The sequence below is a fragment of the Singulisphaera rosea genome (assembly GCF_054877945.1).
The window spans coordinates 670,476-690,258 of the sequence record NZ_JBTYIP020000002.1 but is presented as its reverse complement, the minus strand read 5'-3'; the positions used below and the strand labels follow the sequence as shown (position 1 = coordinate 690,258).

General features: G+C 63.6%; 14 protein-coding genes. 7 read left to right on the top strand and 7 right to left on the bottom strand.

Annotation, left to right across the window (positions count from 1 at the left end; genetic code table 11):
* The first annotated feature begins 83 nt into the window (after positions 1-83).
* Together ACYOEI_RS05890 and ACYOEI_RS05885 are read left to right on the top strand one after the other, a co-directional pair.
* Positions 84-1,121 (top strand): Gfo/Idh/MocA family protein, encoded by a 1,038-nt coding sequence (locus ACYOEI_RS05890; protein WP_462848415.1) that lies wholly within the window; start codon positions 84-86, stop codon positions 1,119-1,121.
* Positions 1,122-1,156: 35 nt separating this feature from the next.
* The gene (locus ACYOEI_RS05885; protein ID WP_462848414.1) at positions 1,157-2,869 is read left to right on the top strand and encodes an ArnT family glycosyltransferase; all 1,713 of its coding nucleotides are present in this window, start codon (positions 1,157-1,159) and stop codon (positions 2,867-2,869) included.
* A 16-nt stretch (positions 2,870-2,885) separates the two neighbouring features.
* Here the strand turns inward: ACYOEI_RS05885 and ACYOEI_RS05880 are convergent, their stop codons facing one another.
* Complete coding sequence (locus tag ACYOEI_RS05880) at positions 2,886-3,452, bottom strand: hypothetical protein (protein ID WP_462848413.1); 567 nt, start codon at positions 3,450-3,452, stop codon at positions 2,886-2,888.
* 169 nt (positions 3,453-3,621) lie between these two features.
* Positions 3,622-4,191 (bottom strand): hypothetical protein, encoded by a 570-nt coding sequence (locus tag ACYOEI_RS05875; protein WP_462848412.1) that lies wholly within the window; start codon positions 4,189-4,191, stop codon positions 3,622-3,624.
* Positions 4,192-4,337: 146 nt separating this feature from the next.
* Here ACYOEI_RS05875 and ACYOEI_RS05870 point away from each other — a divergent pair, with 146 nt between their 5' ends.
* The gene (locus tag ACYOEI_RS05870) at positions 4,338-5,117 is read left to right on the top strand and encodes a ThuA domain-containing protein (protein WP_462848411.1); all 780 of its coding nucleotides are present in this window, start codon (positions 4,338-4,340) and stop codon (positions 5,115-5,117) included.
* 108 nt (positions 5,118-5,225) lie between these two features.
* Here the strand turns inward: ACYOEI_RS05870 and ACYOEI_RS05865 are convergent, their stop codons facing one another.
* The 3 genes from ACYOEI_RS05865 to ACYOEI_RS05855 form a co-directional block, all read right to left on the bottom strand.
* Positions 5,226-8,141 (bottom strand): glycosyl hydrolase family 38, encoded by a 2,916-nt coding sequence (locus tag ACYOEI_RS05865; protein WP_462848410.1) that lies wholly within the window; start codon positions 8,139-8,141, stop codon positions 5,226-5,228.
* 4 nt (positions 8,142-8,145) lie between these two features.
* A complete protein-coding gene (locus tag ACYOEI_RS05860) occupies positions 8,146-8,874 on the bottom strand; it encodes a YceH family protein (RefSeq protein WP_462848409.1) in 729 nt (242 codons plus the stop codon).
* Between the two features lie 170 nt (positions 8,875-9,044).
* Positions 9,045-9,563, bottom strand: a complete 519-nt coding sequence (locus tag ACYOEI_RS05855; protein ID WP_462848408.1) for a carboxymuconolactone decarboxylase family protein — start codon at positions 9,561-9,563, stop codon at positions 9,045-9,047.
* Between the two features lie 463 nt (positions 9,564-10,026).
* Between ACYOEI_RS05855 and ACYOEI_RS05850 the strand changes: the two genes are divergently transcribed.
* Positions 10,027-10,986 (top strand): alpha/beta fold hydrolase, encoded by a 960-nt coding sequence (locus ACYOEI_RS05850; RefSeq protein WP_462848535.1) that lies wholly within the window; start codon positions 10,027-10,029, stop codon positions 10,984-10,986.
* 216 nt (positions 10,987-11,202) lie between these two features.
* Here the strand turns inward: ACYOEI_RS05850 and ACYOEI_RS05845 are convergent, their stop codons facing one another.
* Positions 11,203-11,997 (bottom strand): sugar phosphate isomerase/epimerase family protein, encoded by a 795-nt coding sequence (locus ACYOEI_RS05845; RefSeq protein WP_462848407.1) that lies wholly within the window; start codon positions 11,995-11,997, stop codon positions 11,203-11,205.
* A gap of 283 nt (positions 11,998-12,280) precedes the next feature.
* Between ACYOEI_RS05845 and ACYOEI_RS05840 the strand changes: the two genes are divergently transcribed.
* Complete coding sequence (locus tag ACYOEI_RS05840; RefSeq protein ID WP_462848406.1) at positions 12,281-13,852, top strand: NAD(P)/FAD-dependent oxidoreductase; 1,572 nt, start codon at positions 12,281-12,283, stop codon at positions 13,850-13,852.
* 351 nt (positions 13,853-14,203) lie between these two features.
* On the opposite strand, the gene ACYOEI_RS05835 is transcribed toward ACYOEI_RS05840, so the two are convergent.
* Positions 14,204-17,053, bottom strand: a complete 2,850-nt coding sequence (locus ACYOEI_RS05835; protein WP_462848405.1) for a DUF5060 domain-containing protein — start codon at positions 17,051-17,053, stop codon at positions 14,204-14,206.
* Positions 17,054-17,439: 386 nt separating this feature from the next.
* Here ACYOEI_RS05835 and ACYOEI_RS05830 point away from each other — a divergent pair, with 386 nt between their 5' ends.
* Together ACYOEI_RS05830 and ACYOEI_RS05825 are read left to right on the top strand one after the other, a co-directional pair.
* Positions 17,440-17,985, top strand: a complete 546-nt coding sequence (locus ACYOEI_RS05830) for a DsrE family protein (RefSeq protein ID WP_462848404.1) — start codon at positions 17,440-17,442, stop codon at positions 17,983-17,985.
* 137 nt (positions 17,986-18,122) lie between these two features.
* Positions 18,123-19,097 (top strand): quinone oxidoreductase family protein, encoded by a 975-nt coding sequence (locus ACYOEI_RS05825; protein WP_462848403.1) that lies wholly within the window; start codon positions 18,123-18,125, stop codon positions 19,095-19,097.
* The last annotated feature ends 686 nt before the right edge of the window (positions 19,098-19,783 follow it).

The following is a 19,783-nucleotide window of genomic DNA, read 5'->3' as shown; positions in this document are numbered from 1 at the left end:
ATAGTCTGGTTTTGATGGGGTGGGTTTGGAACCGACCTCGGAGGAATTGCGGGCGAGGCGGGGCGTCGGGGGCGCAAGGGATCGTGTCGAGACACGTTCGACTCCGGGTCGGTGTGATCGGTCTGGGGCGGCTCTGGGAGACTCGGCACAAACCGGCCCTCTTGCAGTTGCGGGATCGGTTCCAGGTCACGGCCGTGTATGACCAGGTCCTCCGCAGGGCTGAGATCGAGGCCAGGCACCTGGGCTGTGCGGCGGTCGAAGGTCTGACCGCACTGGTGAATCGGTCGGATGTCGACGTCGTCTACCTCCTGACACCGCAATGGTTCGGGCTCCATCCGATCGAGCTCGCCTGTGCGGCGGCAAAGCCGATCTATTGCGCCTTGCCGCTCTCGAGCGAGCCCGATGAGCTGGAGCGTCTCGCCGGGCTGGTCGGGTCGAGCGGCGTCCCGTTCATGCCCGAGTTCGCCCGACGGTTTTATCCCGCGACGCTCCGGCTCCGGGAGCTGCTGGCGACCGAGCTCGGGCCGCCTCGGTTGATCCTTGGGCAGAGCCGCCTCTTCGGCTTCGATCGATATGGACAACCCGGCCCGACGACCCAGATGTCGCCTGTCCCGTTGATGATCGACCCCGGGAGTTATCTGCTCGATTGGTGCGGCTTCCTGTTCCAGTCCGACCCGCTGGCCGTGCAAGGGTTTGCGGGAGTGACCCTCCCGCCCCAGGGCGAGGTGGAGGCGGAGCCCGACTTCGAGAGCTTCGTCGCCGACTTTCCCGGGGGGGCGATGGCCCAGATCGCGTTTAGCCGGTATCACTCCACGCCGTGGGGCGAGGCGAGTCGCTTCCTCCCCCAGCCGGGTTTCCAGGTGTACGCCGAGCGCGGGGCCGCCTGGCTCGAGCTCCCCGAGCGGATCCAATGGTCGAACGCCCAAGGGACCCACGAGGAACACCTCCCTCTCGAGCCGACGGTCGGCGAAGTCTTGAACGACCAGTTCCACCGACTTGTTCGAGGCGACCAGTCGCTCGCCCCGACGATCGATGACGCGGTCGCGATCGCCCGGAGGGTGGGTGACCTTTACCGGAGCCGAACCGAACAGCGAAAAATTCCCCGGGATCCGGCGCGTTGACCGGTGCCGCGCGGCCGGTGGATCGAGGAGATCCCATGGGGACGGAGCCCATCCCCACGCCCTCGAGCGAAGGCGTTGATCTCCTCGTCGGGCGTAGGTACGCCGTGGCTGTGGCCCTGGCGGGTCTGGTCGGGCTCGGGTTGATGGCGGACTCGCTTCGCTGGAGCTCGGCGACTTACGACGAAGTCACCTATCTCGAAATCGCCGCCCGTTGGTGGCGCACGGGTGATCAAGCGTTGATCTCGAGGATGGGCTCGCCGCTCCTCTTCTGGAAGATACAGCAGGCCCCCGTACTCTGGGCGCTCGACCACATCGGCCATCGTGACTGGGTCGACGAGCCCGAGCGGTTCCAGGGTCAACTCCTCCCTTGGATACGCCTAGGGTCGCTCTGGACCTGGGCGGTCGCCCTGGCACTCGTCGCCGTCTGGAGCCGCATGCTCTATGGCCCGAGATCCATGGTCCTGGCCGCCTGGCTCTTCGCCCTGAGTCCTAACCTGCTCGCGCACGGCGCCCTTGCGACGATGGAAATGCCGCTCGTCGCCGCGACCACCGGGATCGTCTTCCTCTTCTGGAGATCCTTGCGGGACGACGATCGGCGATACTTCTATGCAAGTGCCGCGGTCGCGGGACTCGCCTGGTCGTTCAAATACACGACCGTCCTCATCCCCCCCATCCTCGGGCTGCTTCTGTGGTCCGACCGCTGGATCCGAGGTTCGCGCGGACCTCTGAGACTGACCATTGACGTCTCGCGAGCGATGCTCGGCTTCCTCCTGGTGATGGGGCTCTCCAACCTCGTCGTCACCGGCTTTGCTCTCTTGCCGATGAGCACCACAGCGGGGGATCATCCCTCGGTCAATCCTCGAATCCCTGGTCCGCTGCGAAGCCTGGCAGGGCGAGCGATGGAAATGCCGATCCCTCAGGAGTTGGTGGGATTCGCGACCCAAGTCATTCATCAACGTTCGGGAGGGCCGAGTTATCTTCTCGGCGAGCGAAGGGAGCGGGGCTGGTGGTATTACTATCTCGTCGCGCTTGGGGTGAAGGTCCCCTTGTCGTTCTGGTTCCTCATGGCGGGACGGATCCTCTGGCGGCGCCGGATTCGATCGTCCGGGCCTGACGCAATCCTGCCTTCGATGATCGTGATCTTCCTGATGGTCGTGTCGCTCGCCTCGTCGCGGAACTATGGGATTCGTTATCTGTTGCCTATGGCTCCTCTCGCGGTCGTCTGGGTCTCGGGGCTGGCGGAGGTCGCATTCCGCGGCCGGTTCGAGGGACCAATAAGACTTGCAAGGCTGGTGGTCGTCGCCGGGCTGCTCGGCCAGGCCGTCGCGGTAGCGGCGATCCATCCTCATGAATTGACGTACTTTCATTTTGCCGTGGGAGGACCCGAAGGGGGGCGCAGGATCCTCGGCGATTCGAACCTCGATTGGGGGCAGGGCCTGCGTTCGCTCGCCAGACTCCAGCGCAAGCGGCCCGAGCTTCGCGACTTGACGTTCTATTACTTCGGGAATGCGGATCCCGCTCGATATGGAGTGGCGAGCGTGACGCATCTGGTCACCGCAGTCTCGGATCCTCGCGAACTCCCCGCCGGGCTATCGGCCGACACGAGGTTCCTGGCCGTCTCGGCGTCGCTCCAGTGGGGTCCCTGGGGGCCCGAGGGCTACTTCCGCGAGCTGAACGAGGTCACGCCGATCTGTCTCACGGATGATCATACGATCGCGATCTACCACGCCTCGGCGATCGGCCGCTGAGGGCGACGCCCTCGGCTCAGTAGAGATCCAGGCCCCTCGACAGGCGTTCTTCGAGTCCGTCGGCCGCCTCGGCGATCCTGCGGACGAGCGCTCCGGCGTCGATCTGGCCGAGCGAGTCGGTGACGAGGTTCTGGCTCACGACGAAATACTCTTCGCCACGAAGAACCTTGATCGCGAAGTGCCACTCGACGCTGCGTGCATTGAGCTTGAGGAGGATCCTCGCGTCGCGGTCGTTCGCCGGCCCGCAGACGGAGACGAGCGAGAGGATCGACCTCCCTTCGCGGTCGGTCCCGGCGTAGCCGAGATACACGGCCTGCTTGCGGTCGAGCTGGAGGGGGACGACCATCCGCCAACCGTGGCTCGACGGGCCGGCTTCATACCCGGAATGCGCGACCAGCTCACGGAGGTTGCGGGTCAAGTCGGGGTCGGCGGGCTCGGGGGCTTCGTAGGGGCCGAGTGCGTCGCTGCCGGCCTCGGCGTCCGGCATCACCGCCCCCATCGGGAGCCCGCACCCGACGCAGAAGCGGCTGGAGTATTGGTTGCTCGTCGTGCAACGGGCACAAGCGATCGTGGTCCAGGCCATGGGAGGTACTACCCCGAGGACGAAGAGACCCGCGACGTTCCCGAGCGGGCCGTTCGCGGCGTCGAAGTCGAGGCGTCGAGGCCCCTCGCGACGACGAGCGGGCCTCGAACGACTTGGGCGACGCTCGATCGAGCGTCTTTTGGAGCAATTCCGAGCGAAGGCGAAAACGTCACTTCGCTTCGGTCTTGATCGTCTTGAGGAGCTCGTCGAAGGCGGGGCGAGCGTCGACCATCGTCTTCTCGGGCCCGACCATCCTCAGGAAATAAGCCGTCTCGTCGGTCTGGACGATTGCACCGAGGAGCCGAAAGTTCGGCTTGTCGTTCTTCTCGGAGCTACCCGGGAAGACGGGGGCGACGTACCGGCCCGAGGTCTCGGCCCGGGTGACCTCGACGTTCTTACCCTTCACGGTCTTCGTCTCGATCTTCGGCGCCTTGCCGGCGTCGTCCTGGAACGAGCTCTGCCAACGCTTGATGTTCGCCTCGGTCGTGCCGGCCCCACCGGGGAAGGCGAAGACGACCATCTCGGCCGCTTCCTCATCGCCCTTGACCGGGTCGACCGACAACTGGGCCCGGCGCATGGCCGGGTTACGGGGCTTGACCGACTTCCAGGTGGCGGGAACCTGGAAGGTCAGGCCGCCGGCGTCGACCGTCCGGGGCGGCTCGTCCGCGCCGAGGCTGATGAGGGCGATCGCGACGGCCCCCAGCGTCAATCGTCGGCTCAGGCTCTGCTTCGTAGACATCGTTCGATCGCTCCTCTTCTCTCGTAACGGTTCTTCGCAAAGCCTCGAGGCTTGCGTGCTTGCGGGCGGTCCAGGCCGCGACTACGATGCGGGCATCGACCACCGAGCATCCTCCGACAACCCGGACCTGTTGGGAGAAACACCCCGTGTTCACGCGACGTCTTCTCTGCGGCACCCTGATGTTGATTCTCTGCGGGATCGGCCCAGCCTGGGCGCAGAAGAAGGCACCGAAGGGCTCCGCCAAGGTCCTGTTGCTTACCGGGGGGGCCCGGAACCATCACGGCTACCGCGACCAGGCATTCTACCTGGCAAGCGCGTTGGAAGACACTGGCCGCCTCGAAGTCACTCTCGCCGAAGATGCCTCGATCCTCGAATCGCCGGCCCTGTCGAAGTACGACCTCCTCATCGTCAACGCCGATCGCCGCGACGACGAGTTCAAATTCACCTCGCCCCAACAGAAGGCGCTCCTCGATTACGTCAAGTCCGGGCATGGCTATGTCTCGATTCACGGGGCCGACAACGCCGCCAAGGATTGGCTGCCCGAATGGAAAGACATGCTGGGCGGGGTCTTCTCCCACTTCGGATTGCCCGACTCGAAGACAAGGAAAGGGACGTTTCAGATCAAGATCGTCAAGGGTGACGACCCAGTCATGAAGGGCCTTGAAGATTTCGAGATCAAGGACGAGCTGTATTACAACCTCCAGATGGTCCCGGGCGTCGTCCCGCTGGCGACGACCGAGTTCGAAGGCAAAACCTGGCCCATCGCCTGGACCCGCACCTACGGCCAAGGCCGAGTCTTCCACACCCCCCTCGGCCACCGCGACTTCGGCCCCGGCAAGGATGACCCCATCCGCCACCCGCAACTCCTGAAAATGGTCATCCAAGGGATCGACTGGGTCGCCGAGGGACGACTGGGTTCGAAATAAAAAAGATATTCATCACAAAGGCACAAAGACACAAAGAAGAAAAGCTTTGAAAATTCTTGACTTTCTTCCGTTTGTGTCTTTGTGCCTTCCTGGTGAATACGTTCCTCATCACCCCAGTGTGATCTCGACCCGCGCGAGCTCGTGCGGCGTGAGGTCGATGAGGGCCACATCGCCGTCGATGGAAACATCAACCAGCAGCTGGTCGTTGAAGTCGACCTGTCGCGCCCAGACGGGGTTGCGGAAGGTCCGGAGGCGGCAGCGGGCGGGACGTCCGGAGGTCTCGAGGAGGTGGACGATGATCCCCCAACCTCGGCCTTCGCCGGATGATTCGGCGTATTCGAGGCGGGTGATCGCCACCGACTTCATGTCGAGGTCGACGAGCCAGCCGACCGGGCCCGCGGAGGGGGGACCCGCCTCGGTTGGGACCACGTAAGCGGGCGTGACGAAGTCGAACGAGGCGTGGAAGGGGTTCTCCAAGTCCAGGGCGACCCCGACGCGGAAGGTGCGTTCGGTCTCCGCGCCCGCGACGAGCAACGTGTCGAGCATCCGTCCGCCATGGCGACGGTGGTGGGCCAGGCCTCCGAAGAGCAGGGCGGTGCGCTGCTTTCGGGTCGAGATGTCGAGGGCGTCGGGGGTCTCTGGTCGGTCGGCCTCGGTGAGCTCGGGTGAGAGCAAGCAGAGACGCCGGAGCATCGAGCTCGGGTCGGGCCAGGCCCAGCGGCAGGCGATCGCGTGGGACCACGGGTCGTTCTGGGCGGCGTTCAGCGTCCACTCGGTGTCGATGTCGGAGAGAGTGACTTCGACTTCGAGCAAGGGCCGACCGCTCCAGAGGCGAAACCGTTGTCGGAACGACGCGAGGCGTCGGCCGTTGCTCGGGTCGAAGATCCGGCCTTTGGAGACCGCCTGAACCAGCGCCGGGCCGCCGTAGTCGACCTCGACGCCTTCGCAAGTCATCCGCGAGGAGACTGGCGTCCCATCCTGACCGACGAGGCCCGTCACGGCGAGCTGTTGACCGATCCTCGCCGTCTGTTCGCTGGGCGAATGGAGGCTCCGGATACCCCCCGTCTCCGGGTCGATCGAGACAACCATCGACTCGTTGCGGAGCACCTTGTCTCGGGCGGAGAGCGCCCCGGAGGTGGCCGGAGGGACTTCGAGGTTGGCGTTTCGAGGGACCCAGGCGTACCCGAACGCCGGGAGCTCGACGACGGCCCAGACCCCCTCGTCGGTGAACTGGGCCGCTCGGAGCGGGCCCTCAGGGCGGAGGTCGAGGGCGGCGTCGGGTAGGAGGACGGCCACGCGCCTCGCGACGCCGAGCGGGTTCAGGACGAGATAACCGGGTCTCCCGTCGGTGTTTGATCCGACGACCCCTCGGGTCAAGTTCGCGGCCCAGATTGGTTCGAGGCTCTCGAGATGAATTCGGGTCTCGAGATATCGACCAGATTCGACGTTTCGTTCGAGGTCGGAGGGCGTGGGTCCGTCTGGCTCGACGTTGGCGGGGAAGACCGAGAGGGCTTGGGCCAAGGCTCGGACGGCCCCGAGCGCGTCGAGGCGGGCGCGGAGGGCGGCGTGTTCGACCCTTCCGGAGATCGGTTTCGGGTCGCGCCTCGCGACCGCCTGGTCGAGGTAGGGGGTGACGTAATCGTCCGGACCCGGTCGGAACTGCTCGAACGGGCGATCGGTGAGGTGGAAATAGTCGTTCAGCGTGACCCATCGCGCGAGGACCGGCGAGTATCCGGCGACTCGCCGAAGGTCGCGATACCAGCCCGCCACCTGGTCCGGCCAATGGACGAAGGACATGGTCGCGACGTGGTCATCCTTCATCGTCCTCGCGAGGTGCCAGGGGGCGTGCGCCCCTTGAGACGCGCGATCCGCCCCCAGCGGGACGCGGGTCAGCGTCTCCAGGCCGGAACCGTCGGGCCCTTCCCAGAGCCGCTTGGCCTCGTGTCGGATCGGGAAACGACCGGCGTCGAAGGCTAGGTGCATCGCGAAGCGGAAGCCGAAGCGCTTGGCGATCTGCGGGAGTTGAGGGTAGAGCGCGAATCGACGCCGGGCGACCGTCTCGACGTTGCGCTCGTCCAGTAGTCGGCGGTAGGTCAGCCCCCCCTGGCGGAATTGCCAGAGGATCGACTCGACGGGGAGCAAAGGTTCGTCGGACTCGGTCTCGGTGCCGCCCACAACGTCGAGCCAGCCTTCGGAGACAGAATCTCGAATGCCGGCGAGGGTTGCCCCATCGTCTCGCTCGAGGTTCTCGATCGCACGTGCGGGGGCGACCAGGGTGACGGGAACATGCGCGGCAAGGGTGTCGGCCAGCGCTTTCGCGGGTGTCGAGGGATCGACCAAACAGAGGTCGAGGATGTAAGAGTCGAGCGGGTAGAACCGCTCGCGGGCCTCCGTCAAAAGCTCGAAGGCGGCGCGAAGACGATTCGTGGCCGTCGCGGCGTCCCCCTCGCGCCAGGCTTGAGCACCGGCGAGGGTTTCACGAGTCAGGCTCTCGACGTCCAGGCAGTCGCCATGGCCCATCGCGATCGTCAGGTCGCGGAGCAACCAACGAGCCGTCCCCAGGGCGAGATAGTCGAGCGCGACGGTGGCGAGGGCTTCGTTGGCAGTCGCCTCGGCCGAAGCCTCGAGCCCGAGCCGCCTCTGGATCGCACCGACCATGCCGTCGCGGTCGCCCATGCCTTCGACGATGAGGGAACCGATTTCCTCGACCCGAGCTCGGTAGTCGGGCGGGAGTCGGTCGAGACAACCGTCGGCGATGATCCGGACCTCACCAGTCGATGGCGAGGAAGGGGAGGCCACGTTCTCGATCCGGGGCAATTCGGGGGCCGTCGCGAGCAGCGAGGGATGCCAGACGGCCGAAATCGCCGACCACGCCCCTTTGGCCTCGCGTTCCGAGAGGTGGACGGAGGGCTCGACCCCGTCGAAGCCGATCAGGACGACGAACGAGGACCGTGCCGCTTGCGTTTGGGCCGGTGTCGGGATTTCGGGAACGGACTCGGAGGTCTCTTCGGAAGGCTGGCTCATTCGATCAAGCTCCGAGCGCCGATTTCAATTCGCGAACCTCGGTCGAGAGGGCCTCGACGGTCATGCGTAACGACTCGATCTCTGCCCGAAGGGCGGCCGCTTCGGCCGTCCACGCGGGGCCGGACGACTCGGCGCGGGGGCTCGAAGCACGGACCGGGCGGTCTTCGGCCTCATCCACTTCAGGTGCCTGGACGAACCCCTGGCGGACCTTCTCGAGCTCCTTCGGAGAATACAGGCCGTGGGTGACCACGACCCCACGCTTGGTGCCGGTCGGCGAAAGGTAAATGACGAGTTCCCGGGTTGCCAGGGCCTCGAGTACGGTCTGGAGCGAAGCGAGGTCGGGGAAGGGCTCCATCCGGCTCGCCCGAGAGCGGAGATCACCCTCGGTCTGGGGGCCTCGGAGCATCAACTCGGCGAGGACGGCCAGCTCGACCTTGGTGACCTTGAGCCAGTCGTAGAGGGTGTGCTTCCAGCGGACGACCCGGCCGCTCCCCTCGATCATCACCGTCGCGCCCTTCTGGCGGAGGTCCTGGAGCACTTCCTCGACGTCGTCGGCGTCGAAGTTCGTGACCGGGTCGCGGTTCGACTTCTGGTTGCTCCCCGTCACGATCGCGGCGACCGTCAGGGGATAGTATTCGGGCGTCGTCTTCGCCTTCTCGACCAGGACTCCGAGGACTCGGCGCTCTCGAGAAGACAGGGGGACCCACGATCGCTCCGCGACCGGCGAACTCATGATAATACCTCAAAATATACCTGTGGCGGGCGTGGGAGAGGATCGGGGAACGTCCAGCGTTCGCCCCTCGCCGATGTCGTCGGATTCGACCCTCCAGTCGGAAGGGTGAGACGTCCGACCGCCGATTTGCGTGCCAGCCGAAGCTTCGGGACGCTCGCGAGAGCGACCTCTCACGGAAGCTCCATCTTGAGCGTCTCGGTCACCCGGTTCGTGAAGTTGGCGATCCCTACGGTCATCGCGAGCTCGACGACGGCCCGCTCCGAGAGCGCTTCGTGGAGCCGTTTGAAGAGCTCCTCGCCGACATCGACCGACCGGGTGACCTCCTCGGCGTAGCGCATGACGTCGCGTTGGAGTTCGTCGTAGGCGTCGCTCGTCTCGAAATGCCCGACCTCCTGGACCTGCCTTTCCGAGAGCCCGGCCTTTCGGCCGTTCACCGCGTGGTGATGGAGGCAGTAGTCGCAGGAATTGATCTGAGACGTCTTGATGTACGCGAGTTCGCGAAGCTTGCCGTCGAGCTCGGTCGTCGCGAGCGTCGCGTTCAGTCCGAGAAACGCCTTGAGCATCTCGGGGCTGTGGGCCATCGCCCTGAAGACGTTGGGCACCACTCCGAGCGTCTTCTCCATGCCCTCGAAAATCGGACGGATGGCCTCGGCCGCTTCGTCCTTCGAGACGTAAGTCACGAGTGCCATCGCGGTTGCTCCTCTTGCTCGGCGACTCATGGGACCTCGAATATCGGGAAACCCCATGGTATCCGCCTCCCCTCGACGGCTTCAAGCATCCGACCGCGCATGGATCAGGTTTCCGCCCCATTTCCAAAGCTGCGTCACCTCCTAGGCTCGAAATGGGGGTCGGACCCCCGATTCGCTCGCACAGGGCGGCCCGCTTCACCCTCGAGAGAGGCTGCTTGCGGAGGATTCTCGTCGACAGTGTCCATCCGTCGCGCTTAGCAAAGCGGAGGAAATACAACCGTTCCTCAAGCGAGGCACAGCGGATCTTCCTTCGACGCTCCGGGGTCTTGAGAAGCGATCCGTCATGAGCGATCCTTCGCAGGATGATCGAGAGGGACGGCCGAATCGCCAGGATTCGCGCGTCAATACGACGAGTGATTTGGTTCTGGAACGATGACGTACAGGAGTCAAGCCAATGATCCGCATGAGACGATTTCAGCTAAGCGTGGTCGCGATCCTCGCCTCGATCCCGGCCTGGAGTCGGCCGATCGAGGCCCACGAACCGGCGAAGGTCCATCATAAGACCGCCAAGGTCGGGGACCTCGAGATCTTCTATAGAGAGGCCGGGCCGTCCGATGCGCCGACGATCTTGCTGTTGCACGGGTTCCCGACCAGCTCGCAGATGTTCCGGAACCTGATCCCCATCCTGGCCGAGTCTTACCATGTGATCGCGCCCGACTATCCCGGATACGGCCACAGCTCGATGCCGGCTCGCGAGACTTATCACTACACGTTCGACAACCTGGCCAAGACCATCGGCGAGTTCGTCGCGGAACTCGGCCTCACGCGCTACGCCTTATACGTCCAGGACTATGGAGCACCGGTCGGTTACCGGCTTGCGACGGCCCATCCGGAACGCGTCACCGGGATCGTGGTGCAGAATGGCAACGCCTACGACGAGGGGCTCGATAACGATTTCTGGAAGCCGATCAAGGCTTACTGGAAACAGCCGGGCAGCACGGAGAAACGGGACGCCCTCCGTCCCCTCCTGACCTACGACGCGACCCGCTGGCAATACACCCACGGCCTGTCGAAAGAACAGGTTGAGCTGGTTAGCCCGGACGGCCCGGCCCACGACCAGTTCCTCCTCGACCGGAAGGGGAACGACGAGATCCAGCTCGACCTCTTCCTCAGCTACGGCAGCAATCCTCCGTTGTATCCCAAGTGGCAGGCCTATTTCCGAGAGTACCAGCCACCGATGCTGATCGTCTGGGGCAAGAATGATCCAATCTTTCCAGGCGCCGGCGCGGAGCCGTACAAGCGCGACCTGAAAAACCTCGAATATCACCTCCTCGACGCCGGCCATTTCGCCCTGGAATCGAACGGCGGGGAGATCGCCCGCCACATCCGCGCATTCCTCGACCGGCTTCCGGTCAAGAAGTGAATTGATGGGTTCCTTACGCCTTGAGCGTTTAACCTTCGAGTGGCATCACCCCGAATACACGTCCGAGGGGCGAGCGAGTGAAGCGTCCAGCAAACGATCGAGGAAGATTCACTTGCTTGCGCTTCGGGCGTGTCGGTCGTCTTTCGGCGGGAACCTTCCACTCGATGCAACTCGAGCGAGAACCGCTCCGTACTTCGAGGTCGGGGCGAAGAAATCTCAGAGTCGACTCAAACTGGTGGAAAGCGCCGAGAACTGGGGGCCGGGATCTCGGTTCGGGTCGGGCCAGATTGTGAGGAAACCTCGATAGCTGATCTCTTCGAGGGCGCCGAAATACTCCTCCCAGTCGAGAGAACCGGGCGGGAATCCATGCCGGGAAGGGTCCGCGACGAGGGTCGTCCGGCCGAGGGTGGACGCGTCGCTCGCGTAGGCGTGGGCAACCCACTCGCCGAGCCCACGCGTTGCCGCGATCGGGTCGTGGCCGTGCTGGAGCAGGGCACCCGGGTCGAGGCTCGCGGCCAGGCCGAGGGTCCCGATCTCATCGAGGATCGGGCGAAGGAGTTGGCCGGGATCGGTGCCGGTCTCGATCGCGAGTCGAGTCCCCCGATGATCAGCCCGCCTCCCAAGCTCAGCGACGGCGCCTTTCCAGACCTCTCGGCGGGCAGCTTCGGCTTCGGTCTCGGGGGGGATCCCGCCGACTCGGGCCAGGACGAGAGGCGTTCCCAACTCATAGGCGAGGCTGAAGGCGGTTTCGGCTTTGCGGAGCCGGTCGTCGAGCTGGTCGATCGTGTCGAACGGCCGGCGAGTCGGCAGGTGCACGGCGACTAGCGCCAGTTCCACGGATCGCAAAAGATGTCGGAGCTCGCGACGGCCGGTCTCGGAGAGTCGGTCGGGCGCGAGGTCTCCAACCGCGTCGACCACGACCCCCTTCGCCCCGAGCCGGGCGGCCTCGCGAATCTGGTCGCGGACTGGCCGGGAGGGATTGAGGCGGAGGCCCAGCGGTGATCGGATCATGTCAGGAGCGCCCTCGTGCCGAAACCAAGAGTCGGGAAGATTGGATCGTGACCAGAATTCTGGACGGTCGACCATTTAAGATGATCGGTCTCGACCCCGGCCGCAAGCGAGGCCTTGGGGCGGTCCGCGGAGCCCCTGTGGCCCTGCTCGGGAACTTGTCGCACTTGACCCCCCCTCGGAATTATGACAAAACTCGACCTGAGTTTTAGATTCCACCGAGCCTTGGCGTCAACGCGCAGGGGTACCCGCGATCAGTCGCACCTCCATGGAAGGAGAAGACTGGATGGATAGGGAAGTATCGCGGACCGATCGGGTCCGCGCAGGGTTACCTCCGCACCGGTGGACGAAGGTTGACGACCCGAGTGCCGTCTCCGTAGTCGCGTCCTTCGACACAGTCATCGCAGGTGGTGGTCCGGCCGGACTCACCGCTGCGTTCGAGCTGACCAAGCACGGGCATCGCAGCGTCACCCTCGAAGCCGACCCGGTCATGGTCGGCGGGATCAGCCGGACCGACGAGTACAAAGGTTACCGCTTCGACATCGGTGGCCACCGGTTCTTTTCGAAGAGCGACGAAGTCAACCGAATCTGGCGCGAGATCCTCGGCGATCAGTTCATTACCCGCCCTCGACTAAGCCGGATCTACTACGACCGCAAGTTCTTCCACTACCCCCTCAAGCCCGTCGACGCCCTCCTGAAACTCGGGATCGGCCGCTCGATCTTGATCCTCCTCAGCTACTTCAAGGCCAGGGTCAAGCCGATCCAGCCGGAGCGGAGCTTCGAGGATTGGGTCGTCAACCGATTCGGCCGCCGCCTCTTCCAGATCTTCTTCAAGACCTACACCGAGAAGGTCTGGGGAATGCCGACGAATGAGATCTCGGCGGACTGGGCGGCCCAGCGAATCAAGGGGTTGAGCCTGGTGAACGCGGTGACAAGTGCCCTCTTCGGCAAGCGAAAGAGCAAGAAGGGCGAGGTCATCAAGACGCTGATCGACAGCTTCCAGTACCCTCGCCTCGGCCCCGGCCAGATGTGGGAAGCCGCGCGGGACAAAGTCCGAATGGGTGGCGGTTCCGTCCACCACGACCGCCGGGTGGTCAGAATCGACCACGACGGTACCACGGTCAATGCCTTCGTCACCCGAGACGTCCAGGGGAAGCTGACCGAGTATCGCGGCCAGAATTTCCTCTCGACCTTGCCGATCCGAGAGCTGATCCGGTGCATGAACCCGCAGCCTCCACGCGAAGTTGTCGAGGCGGCCGAGTCGCTGAAGTACCGCGACTTCCTCACCGTGGTCCTGATCGTCGACAAGCCCGAGACCTTTCCGGATAACTGGATCTACATCCACGAGCCGGATGTCCGTCTTGGCCGGATCCAAAACTTTAAGAACTGGTCCCCGGACCTCGTCCCGGACGCCTCCAAGTCGAGCCTCGGCCTCGAATACTTCTGCTTCGAGGGGGACGACCTCTGGTCCATGTCCGACGCCGACCTCATCGCCCTCGGCCGTCGCGAGATCGACGCCATCGGGCTCGTCTCCGCCTCCGAGGTCGTCGACGGCTGCGTCGTCCGGATGCCCAAGGCCTACCCGGTCTACGATGACGTCTACCAGGACCACCTCGCCGTGATCCGATCGTGGCTCGCCACGCTCCCGAACTTGGAGTTGGCCGGCCGCAATGGTATGCATAAGTACAACAATCAAGATCACTCCATGATGACGGCATTCCTCGCCGCGAGGAACATCCTCGGGCTGGGCAAGTTCGACACCTGGAAGGTCAACACCGACGCCGAATACCACGAAGGCGCCGCCGAGCCCGACTTGCAGAAAGGCCGGGCCGTCCCCCAGCGCATCGGCGCCGACTGACCTCTCAATTTTTCTTTCGAGATCAAACTCTCGTCCCCACGCGCCCCCTCGCGTGGGGACTTTTATTTCGAAACCCGCCAAACCTCTCCGAAACCCGCTTTCTACCGAGAAACCGGGATTCTGATCCAGCCAACTTCCGACAACCCCTCGCGGCTCAACCAGCGTCGAGTCACGACCGACTTGTCCTCATTGAATCTGCTGAACTTTCAAATTCATCAAACATACAGGCCCGAAGCGCAAGCGAGTGAATCTCTTCCATGAATTGGAAAAATTCACTCGCTTGCGCTTCGGGCTTGTATCGAACAGGTGTGGCTCTGAGCTCGGCACCTCTTCATCCGTCCCGGTCGCCATCTACTTCGCTTCGGGCGTCACGGCCTTCGCGAAGAGCTCGAGGTTGTGGTTCAATCGGGAGTGGACCTTTCCCCCTTCGAGGCTGCCCCAGTTGGCGTCGGCGGCGACGACGATCGCGTTGCGGCTCGGGAGGATGGCGGAGCAATTCCCTCGGGCACCGACGGACATGATCAACTCCTCGGGGGCATCGGGCCAGGTCCTCAGGTTGGGATGATCTCGGCCTGTGGCGTTGAACCACCAGTTGAAGCCGTAGGTCCCGCGGCCGCACTTGGCGAAATGGTCCGAGCCGCCGCCATAGGTGCCGATTCCAAGGTAGTCGTCCGTCTCGGCCGGCCTGGTCGACGGCAAGGTCTTGGGCACCTGGGGACGCATGTTTTCCTCGAAGTACTCGCGGGGGAGGATGGTCTTTCCCTCCCACTCCCCTCCATTCAGCCAAAACCAGGCGATCCGTGCGAAATCTCGGACGGACGCGCTGATCCGCCGATTCGACTTCCGGAACGAGAGCCCGTCCTCGAGGCCAATGGCACCGAAGCGTGTGGCGTGATTCGCGACCGCTTCCGGGTCGCCCTGGAAGACTCGGTCGAAGAGCGTCTTTTGATACAATTGAATGGCGAAGTCGTTATAAGACCAGGCTTCTCCCGGCTTCTCCGGACGGGCGTAGCCGCTCGTCATGCTCGCGAGGTGCCGAAACGTCATGCCCTGGTCTTTCGGCTTCAAGGCCCAGCCGAATTCGGCGATCGGTTGGTCGGGGCTTTTCACCTTCCCTTCGCGCATCGCAAACATCAACAACGTGCTCAGGACTGGTTTCGCCGACGAGAACCAGTCTCGCTTCTCCGCCTGCGATCCCCAGGTTTTCACCACATATCCATCCTTGACGATGCATCCCTGCCCGCCGAGCGAATTCGCGAGTGCATCGAGCGTCGCGGGGTCGAGTCCGAGGCTGGCCGGGTCACGCGTTTCCCAGCCCTTGCCGGGGAAATGCTGGGCGCGTTCCGCGCCTGAGGTCGCGGATGACGTGGCCTTGGGCGTCTGATCCCGCTCGAGCAGAATCGCCCAGTCCTCGACATCGGGACCGCCTGGGGGGACTCCCAAGGGCACCCATCCGCCCGCGTTGACGACCGTCCGCTCGCCCTGGAACTCGCCCGTCCTCGGGTTGTACCAGCGGAGAGAAAAACGCCCCTCGACTCCCGAGAGGTTGATTTCACCCGACGCGAGCGACTTGGGCAGATAGACTGCGTAGACGTATCCCGTTTTCGCGAAGACCTGAGCCCCGAGCGTCGCCGACTTCCCTTTCCCGACCCCGACTTCGAGCGTCGAGGCACCGCGGACGAGGCCGTCGTCGGGGGTCATCTCCCAGAACGGGAGAGCCTCGATAAACCTGCGAGCGAACCAGGTCTCGTCCCAGAGTCTTTGAAGTGGCGGGGTCTTGAAGTTGTCGACGTCGAGCAACGCCTCGAGGATGAACTCGATGGAACCTCCGGAGAGGTAGGTCGGCCAAAGTTTTTGCTTCCGGAGCGCGTCGATGTCGTCGACGGGTTGGGCGGGGCGGTTCTTGCCCGTGTCAACCGTGAACTCGTCCATGAAAACCGGCAAGGGGCGACCGCTAGCGGCGGTCTCCTTCCGAAAGGCCTCGGTCAACTCGTCGATCCGACGGTGGCCGAGTTGGATCGACGTCGCATCGAAGTCCGGATTCCCGAAGGTAAACCGGAGGGCCTTGATTGGGTCGCCCGCCGAGTGGACGGTGATCGGATGGTCGTACGGGTCGAGCTCGCGGATCTTCTTGGCGAACGCAGATACCCGCTCTGCGCCAAGGTCGAAGGCGAGGTTGTATTCCTCGCAAAGGTTCCACTGCAACGCCGGATGGTGCCCGAATCGTGCGATCATCTCGCGATAATAAAGTGTGCGTTCGACGCCCAGTTCCCCATCATCGAGCTCGCGCTTGTTGGCCCGCTCGGCTTCGTTGAACACGACATGGAGGACGATCCCGAGGCGCTGGGCGTGCTCGAAGACGAGGTTCCATTGGGCGAGTTTGCTGACGTCGAAGTGGAGGTTGTCGTCACCGGGGGATCCTTTTCTCTCGGGTGCCCTGGCCCACGGCCAGACGTCTTTCCCATCGCCGCCGACATTCATCGTAAGGAAGTAGATGCTGTTGACATGTCGAGAGCTGAGGTAATTGAGGGCCCCGATGATCGCCTTCCCTTTTCCTCCGCCCCAGTCGGGGTCGCCGGGCCGCCAGTCGTCGACATGGGCCTCATAAGCATGGCTGGGCACGGTGTCGTCGAAACCGCGATAGGCCAGGAAATTCTCGGGCTCGTCCGTCCCCCCCTTGATCCAGTAGGGGCCGTCCGCGAATTTCAGGTAAAACGTCCCCGAGTATGCCAGCCGACCCCATTTCCAGACCCCGGGCGCCTCCGGATCGACGTCATCGACGTGGAACTCGCCCGATGTCCCGTCAATCGAGGCGGGCTTGCCCGCGTCGGGCGATCGCTCGAGCGCGACCTTTGACCCGACGCGGAAGGTCGCGCGATACCGCCAATGTCCCGGGCGATCCGGCGTGAACCGCACCCGCCAGACGACGCCTCGGTGCCCACCCCGGCCGTCAACATCGAAGAATCCCGGGACGTCATAGACGCGGCCTTCCGGGCCCGAAAAACTCACCTGGAGTCGACAATCGAGGAAGGGATTCGGCGCGTCATCCCCCTCGCCGGCCTCAGGGCCTTGGAAGCTCAGGGACATCGGATGCCACGCCTTGAGCGTCCCTTCGATCAAGGGTTCCGCCGCCGATGCGACTCTCGGGGTCTGGACGAATAAGGATCCGATGAGAATGAACGATGTGAGTGCCCCTCGCACGCCAACACCCCTTCCGAGTCGCCAAAGTTTGAACCCAGGGATGAGCCCGTCGACCCTCGCCGATCCCTCGAAGATGTCCGTGTAAATTAAGCCTCCCAATCAAGAGTTGCAACCGTCGAATGCCTCGAGACCGATTCCGACCTAGGGCAGGAGCTTCGCCCAGAATTCGATCGACCGTCCGAGGCGAAGGATTGCACGAGCTCTGGTCTCGCCGAATCGGAGAACCGTCGTCATGATCGACCCCTGCCTGGAGTCATTCGACCGGTCCTGCGTTGGACGATGCACCCAGGAGCGGATGTCGGTCGGGCAGGGTAGGGCAGGGGCTGCCCTGGCTCTGAGGGCCGAGATTTGAAGATGCCCTGGATTCATTCGATTTGGAGAAAGCCATGGGACGGACACTTTTGACGTTGGCGCTCATGCTTTGTGCTGCCGAGTCGGCGCGGGCTCAGGCAGCCGCGGCGTACCTGGTCTACCCGATCATTCCCGGAGTTGGCGGTGCGGTGCCAGTCCCGAAAGCCGCCGAGCCACCTCGTAGTGGGACCAAGGTGGTTTTCGATATCACGTCCGACTCCAAGCCGGTTGATCTCAACAAAGGGCTGGAGCGGGTCGCTCGGCTCCTCAACGTCTACGGCGCTGCGGGGCTGAAGGCGTCGGATGTGAAGGTCGCCCTCGTCCTGCATGGCGACGCCACGAAATCGGTCCTGTCGGAGATGGCCTACAAGGGGAAGTTCGGCGGTGCCAAGAATCCAAACCTGGCCGTGATCGACGCCCTTCGCGGGGCCGGCGTCGAAGTCTTCGTCTGCGGCCAGGCGCTGGCGTACAAGGGGTATGTCGAATCGGAGGTTCATGACGGGATTAAGGTCGCTTCGGCCGCCCTCACGGTGCTCATCAACAAGCAATCCGATGGTTATGCCTATATCCCCGCACACTGAGCGGGACGTGATCCGTCGAGAGTCGCCGGCGGTCCGGCACGAGGTCGAGCGGAGTTGCCGTGTCAGGATTGCCCGTTCGGTAGAATGCTGGAAAATGGCCTCCGGGGCATTCGGCAATCCGTTTTGGAGAGCGAGTCATGGCAAAGGTTGTGCGGATCCACGAGGTTGGTGGACCGGATGTCCTCCGCTGGGAGGACGCCGAGATCGGCGAGCCAGGCGAGGGACAGGCCAGGGTCCGGCACACGGCAATCGGGGTCAACTATATCGACACGTACCATCGTTCCGGGCTTTACCCGCTCCCGCTCCCTACGGGGCTGGGGAGCGAGGCGGCTGGGGTCGTGGAGGCGGTCGGGCCGGGCGTTACGGTCGTCAAACCCGGCGACCGGGTCGCGTATGCGGGCGGGCCCCCCGGTTCCTACTCCCAGGCTCGATTGATCCCTGCCGGACTCCTGGTCCCGATCCCCGACGGGGTCACCGACCAGACTGCGGCCGCCATCATGCTCAAGGGCATGACCGCGCAATATCTGATCCGCCGGACCTACCCCGTGAAAGCCGGCGAGACCGTCCTGTTTCACGCGGCCGCCGGAGGCGTCGGGCTGATTGCCTGCCAGTGGCTGAAGTCGCTGGGTGCGACGGTCATCGGGACCGTAGGCTCCGACGAGAAGGCCGAAGTCGCAAGGGCCCACGGCTGCGAGCACGTCGTGATCTCGACCCGGGAGGATATCTCCAAACGGGTACGCGAAATCACCGGCGGGGCGGGCGTTCCCGTCGTCTACGATTCGGTCGGCAAGGACACTTTCCAGGCCTCGATCGACAGTCTTCGCCCACTCGGCCTCTTCGTGAGCTTCGGGAACTCCTCCGGAAAGGTGGCCCCGTTCGACATCGGGATCCTTTCCTTGAAGGGTTCGCTCTACATGACCCGTCCGACCTTGGCGACGTACACCGCAAACCGAGCCGACCTCGAAGCCACCGCCCGCGAGGTTTTCGAAGTACTCGGCGACGGGAGGGTGAAGGTCGAGGTCCGGCATTCCTATCCTCTCTCCGACGTCCAACAAGTCCATCGCGACCTGGAAGGGCGGCGCACCGTCGGGTCCATCGTGATGACCCCCTGATTTCGTGGCACCTATCGTATTTCAAGGCAGAGCCCGACGGCCTCCCTGCGTCGGGCTGCTTTCCGCAACCTACTCACAGGATAATAGCTTAGGACGTTCGTAAACACGGAACACCATGAAATCCCAGATTCGATCATGGCGACAAGGTCGAGGATCCTGCGGGGCAAAGACTTGAGCGGATAATTCGACATTTGACGCGCGGGAGTTTTTTAGCGCCGGACGTGACAGGTGGAAGACCTCGACAATAGTATGGCTTCCGAAGGATATGGACGTAATCGGCTTGCGCATAACAACTTGGATGTGCAAAGCGGGGCCCGGAAGGGCACCCATCCAGGCTCAATCCCGAGGGTTTCTTCGCAAGTCTCATTTGAGAAAGGATTTGCGACAAGTCTTGGTTTTTCACTCTCGCGAGTTTCCTCAACGGACGTTGCCGTCCGGCCACGAATAGTACGGGATAAAACCGATCCAGGGGTTATCAATCGGTGGATCGATCGATGTCCGGAATGTATCGTACAAACGGCGTAACTTCTTAATCCTCAAGGAAATAGGATTTGGTACGTCGGCAGATTATTCGACCGTGAGAGAAATAGGCTTCGGTCGAGATTTGCGAGCTTGACGTCGAATCTCGGTCAACTACAATACACTGAACGTGATTTGAGGATTGCGCCCTGGGTTAGCCTTTAAAT

Bases quoted from the DNA above. Each gene is read 5' to 3' on its own strand.
- ACYOEI_RS05885 (WP_462848414.1), top strand. From the start codon at position 1,157: ATGGGGACGGAGCCCATCCCCACGCCCTCGAGCGAAGGCGTTGATCTC.
- ACYOEI_RS05880 (WP_462848413.1), bottom strand. From the start codon at position 3,452: ATGGCCTGGACCACGATCGCTTGTGCCCGTTGCACGACGAGCAACCAA.
- ACYOEI_RS05875 (WP_462848412.1), bottom strand. From the start codon at position 4,191: ATGTCTACGAAGCAGAGCCTGAGCCGACGATTGACGCTGGGGGCCGTC.
- ACYOEI_RS05865 (WP_462848410.1), bottom strand. From the start codon at position 8,141: ATGAGCCAGCCTTCCGAAGAGACCTCCGAGTCCGTTCCCGAAATCCCG.
- ACYOEI_RS05860 (WP_462848409.1), bottom strand. From the start codon at position 8,874: ATGAGTTCGCCGGTCGCGGAGCGATCGTGGGTCCCCCTGTCTTCTCGA.
- ACYOEI_RS05855 (WP_462848408.1), bottom strand. From the start codon at position 9,563: ATGGCACTCGTGACTTACGTCTCGAAGGACGAAGCGGCCGAGGCCATC.
- ACYOEI_RS05850 (WP_462848535.1), top strand. From the start codon at position 10,027: ATGAGACGATTTCAGCTAAGCGTGGTCGCGATCCTCGCCTCGATCCCG.
- ACYOEI_RS05845 (WP_462848407.1), bottom strand. From the start codon at position 11,997: ATGATCCGATCACCGCTGGGCCTCCGCCTCAATCCCTCCCGGCCAGTC.
- ACYOEI_RS05840 (WP_462848406.1), top strand. From the start codon at position 12,281: ATGGATAGGGAAGTATCGCGGACCGATCGGGTCCGCGCAGGGTTACCT.
- ACYOEI_RS05830 (WP_462848404.1), top strand. From the start codon at position 17,440: ATGGGACGGACACTTTTGACGTTGGCGCTCATGCTTTGTGCTGCCGAG.
- ACYOEI_RS05825 (WP_462848403.1), top strand. From the start codon at position 18,123: ATGGCAAAGGTTGTGCGGATCCACGAGGTTGGTGGACCGGATGTCCTC.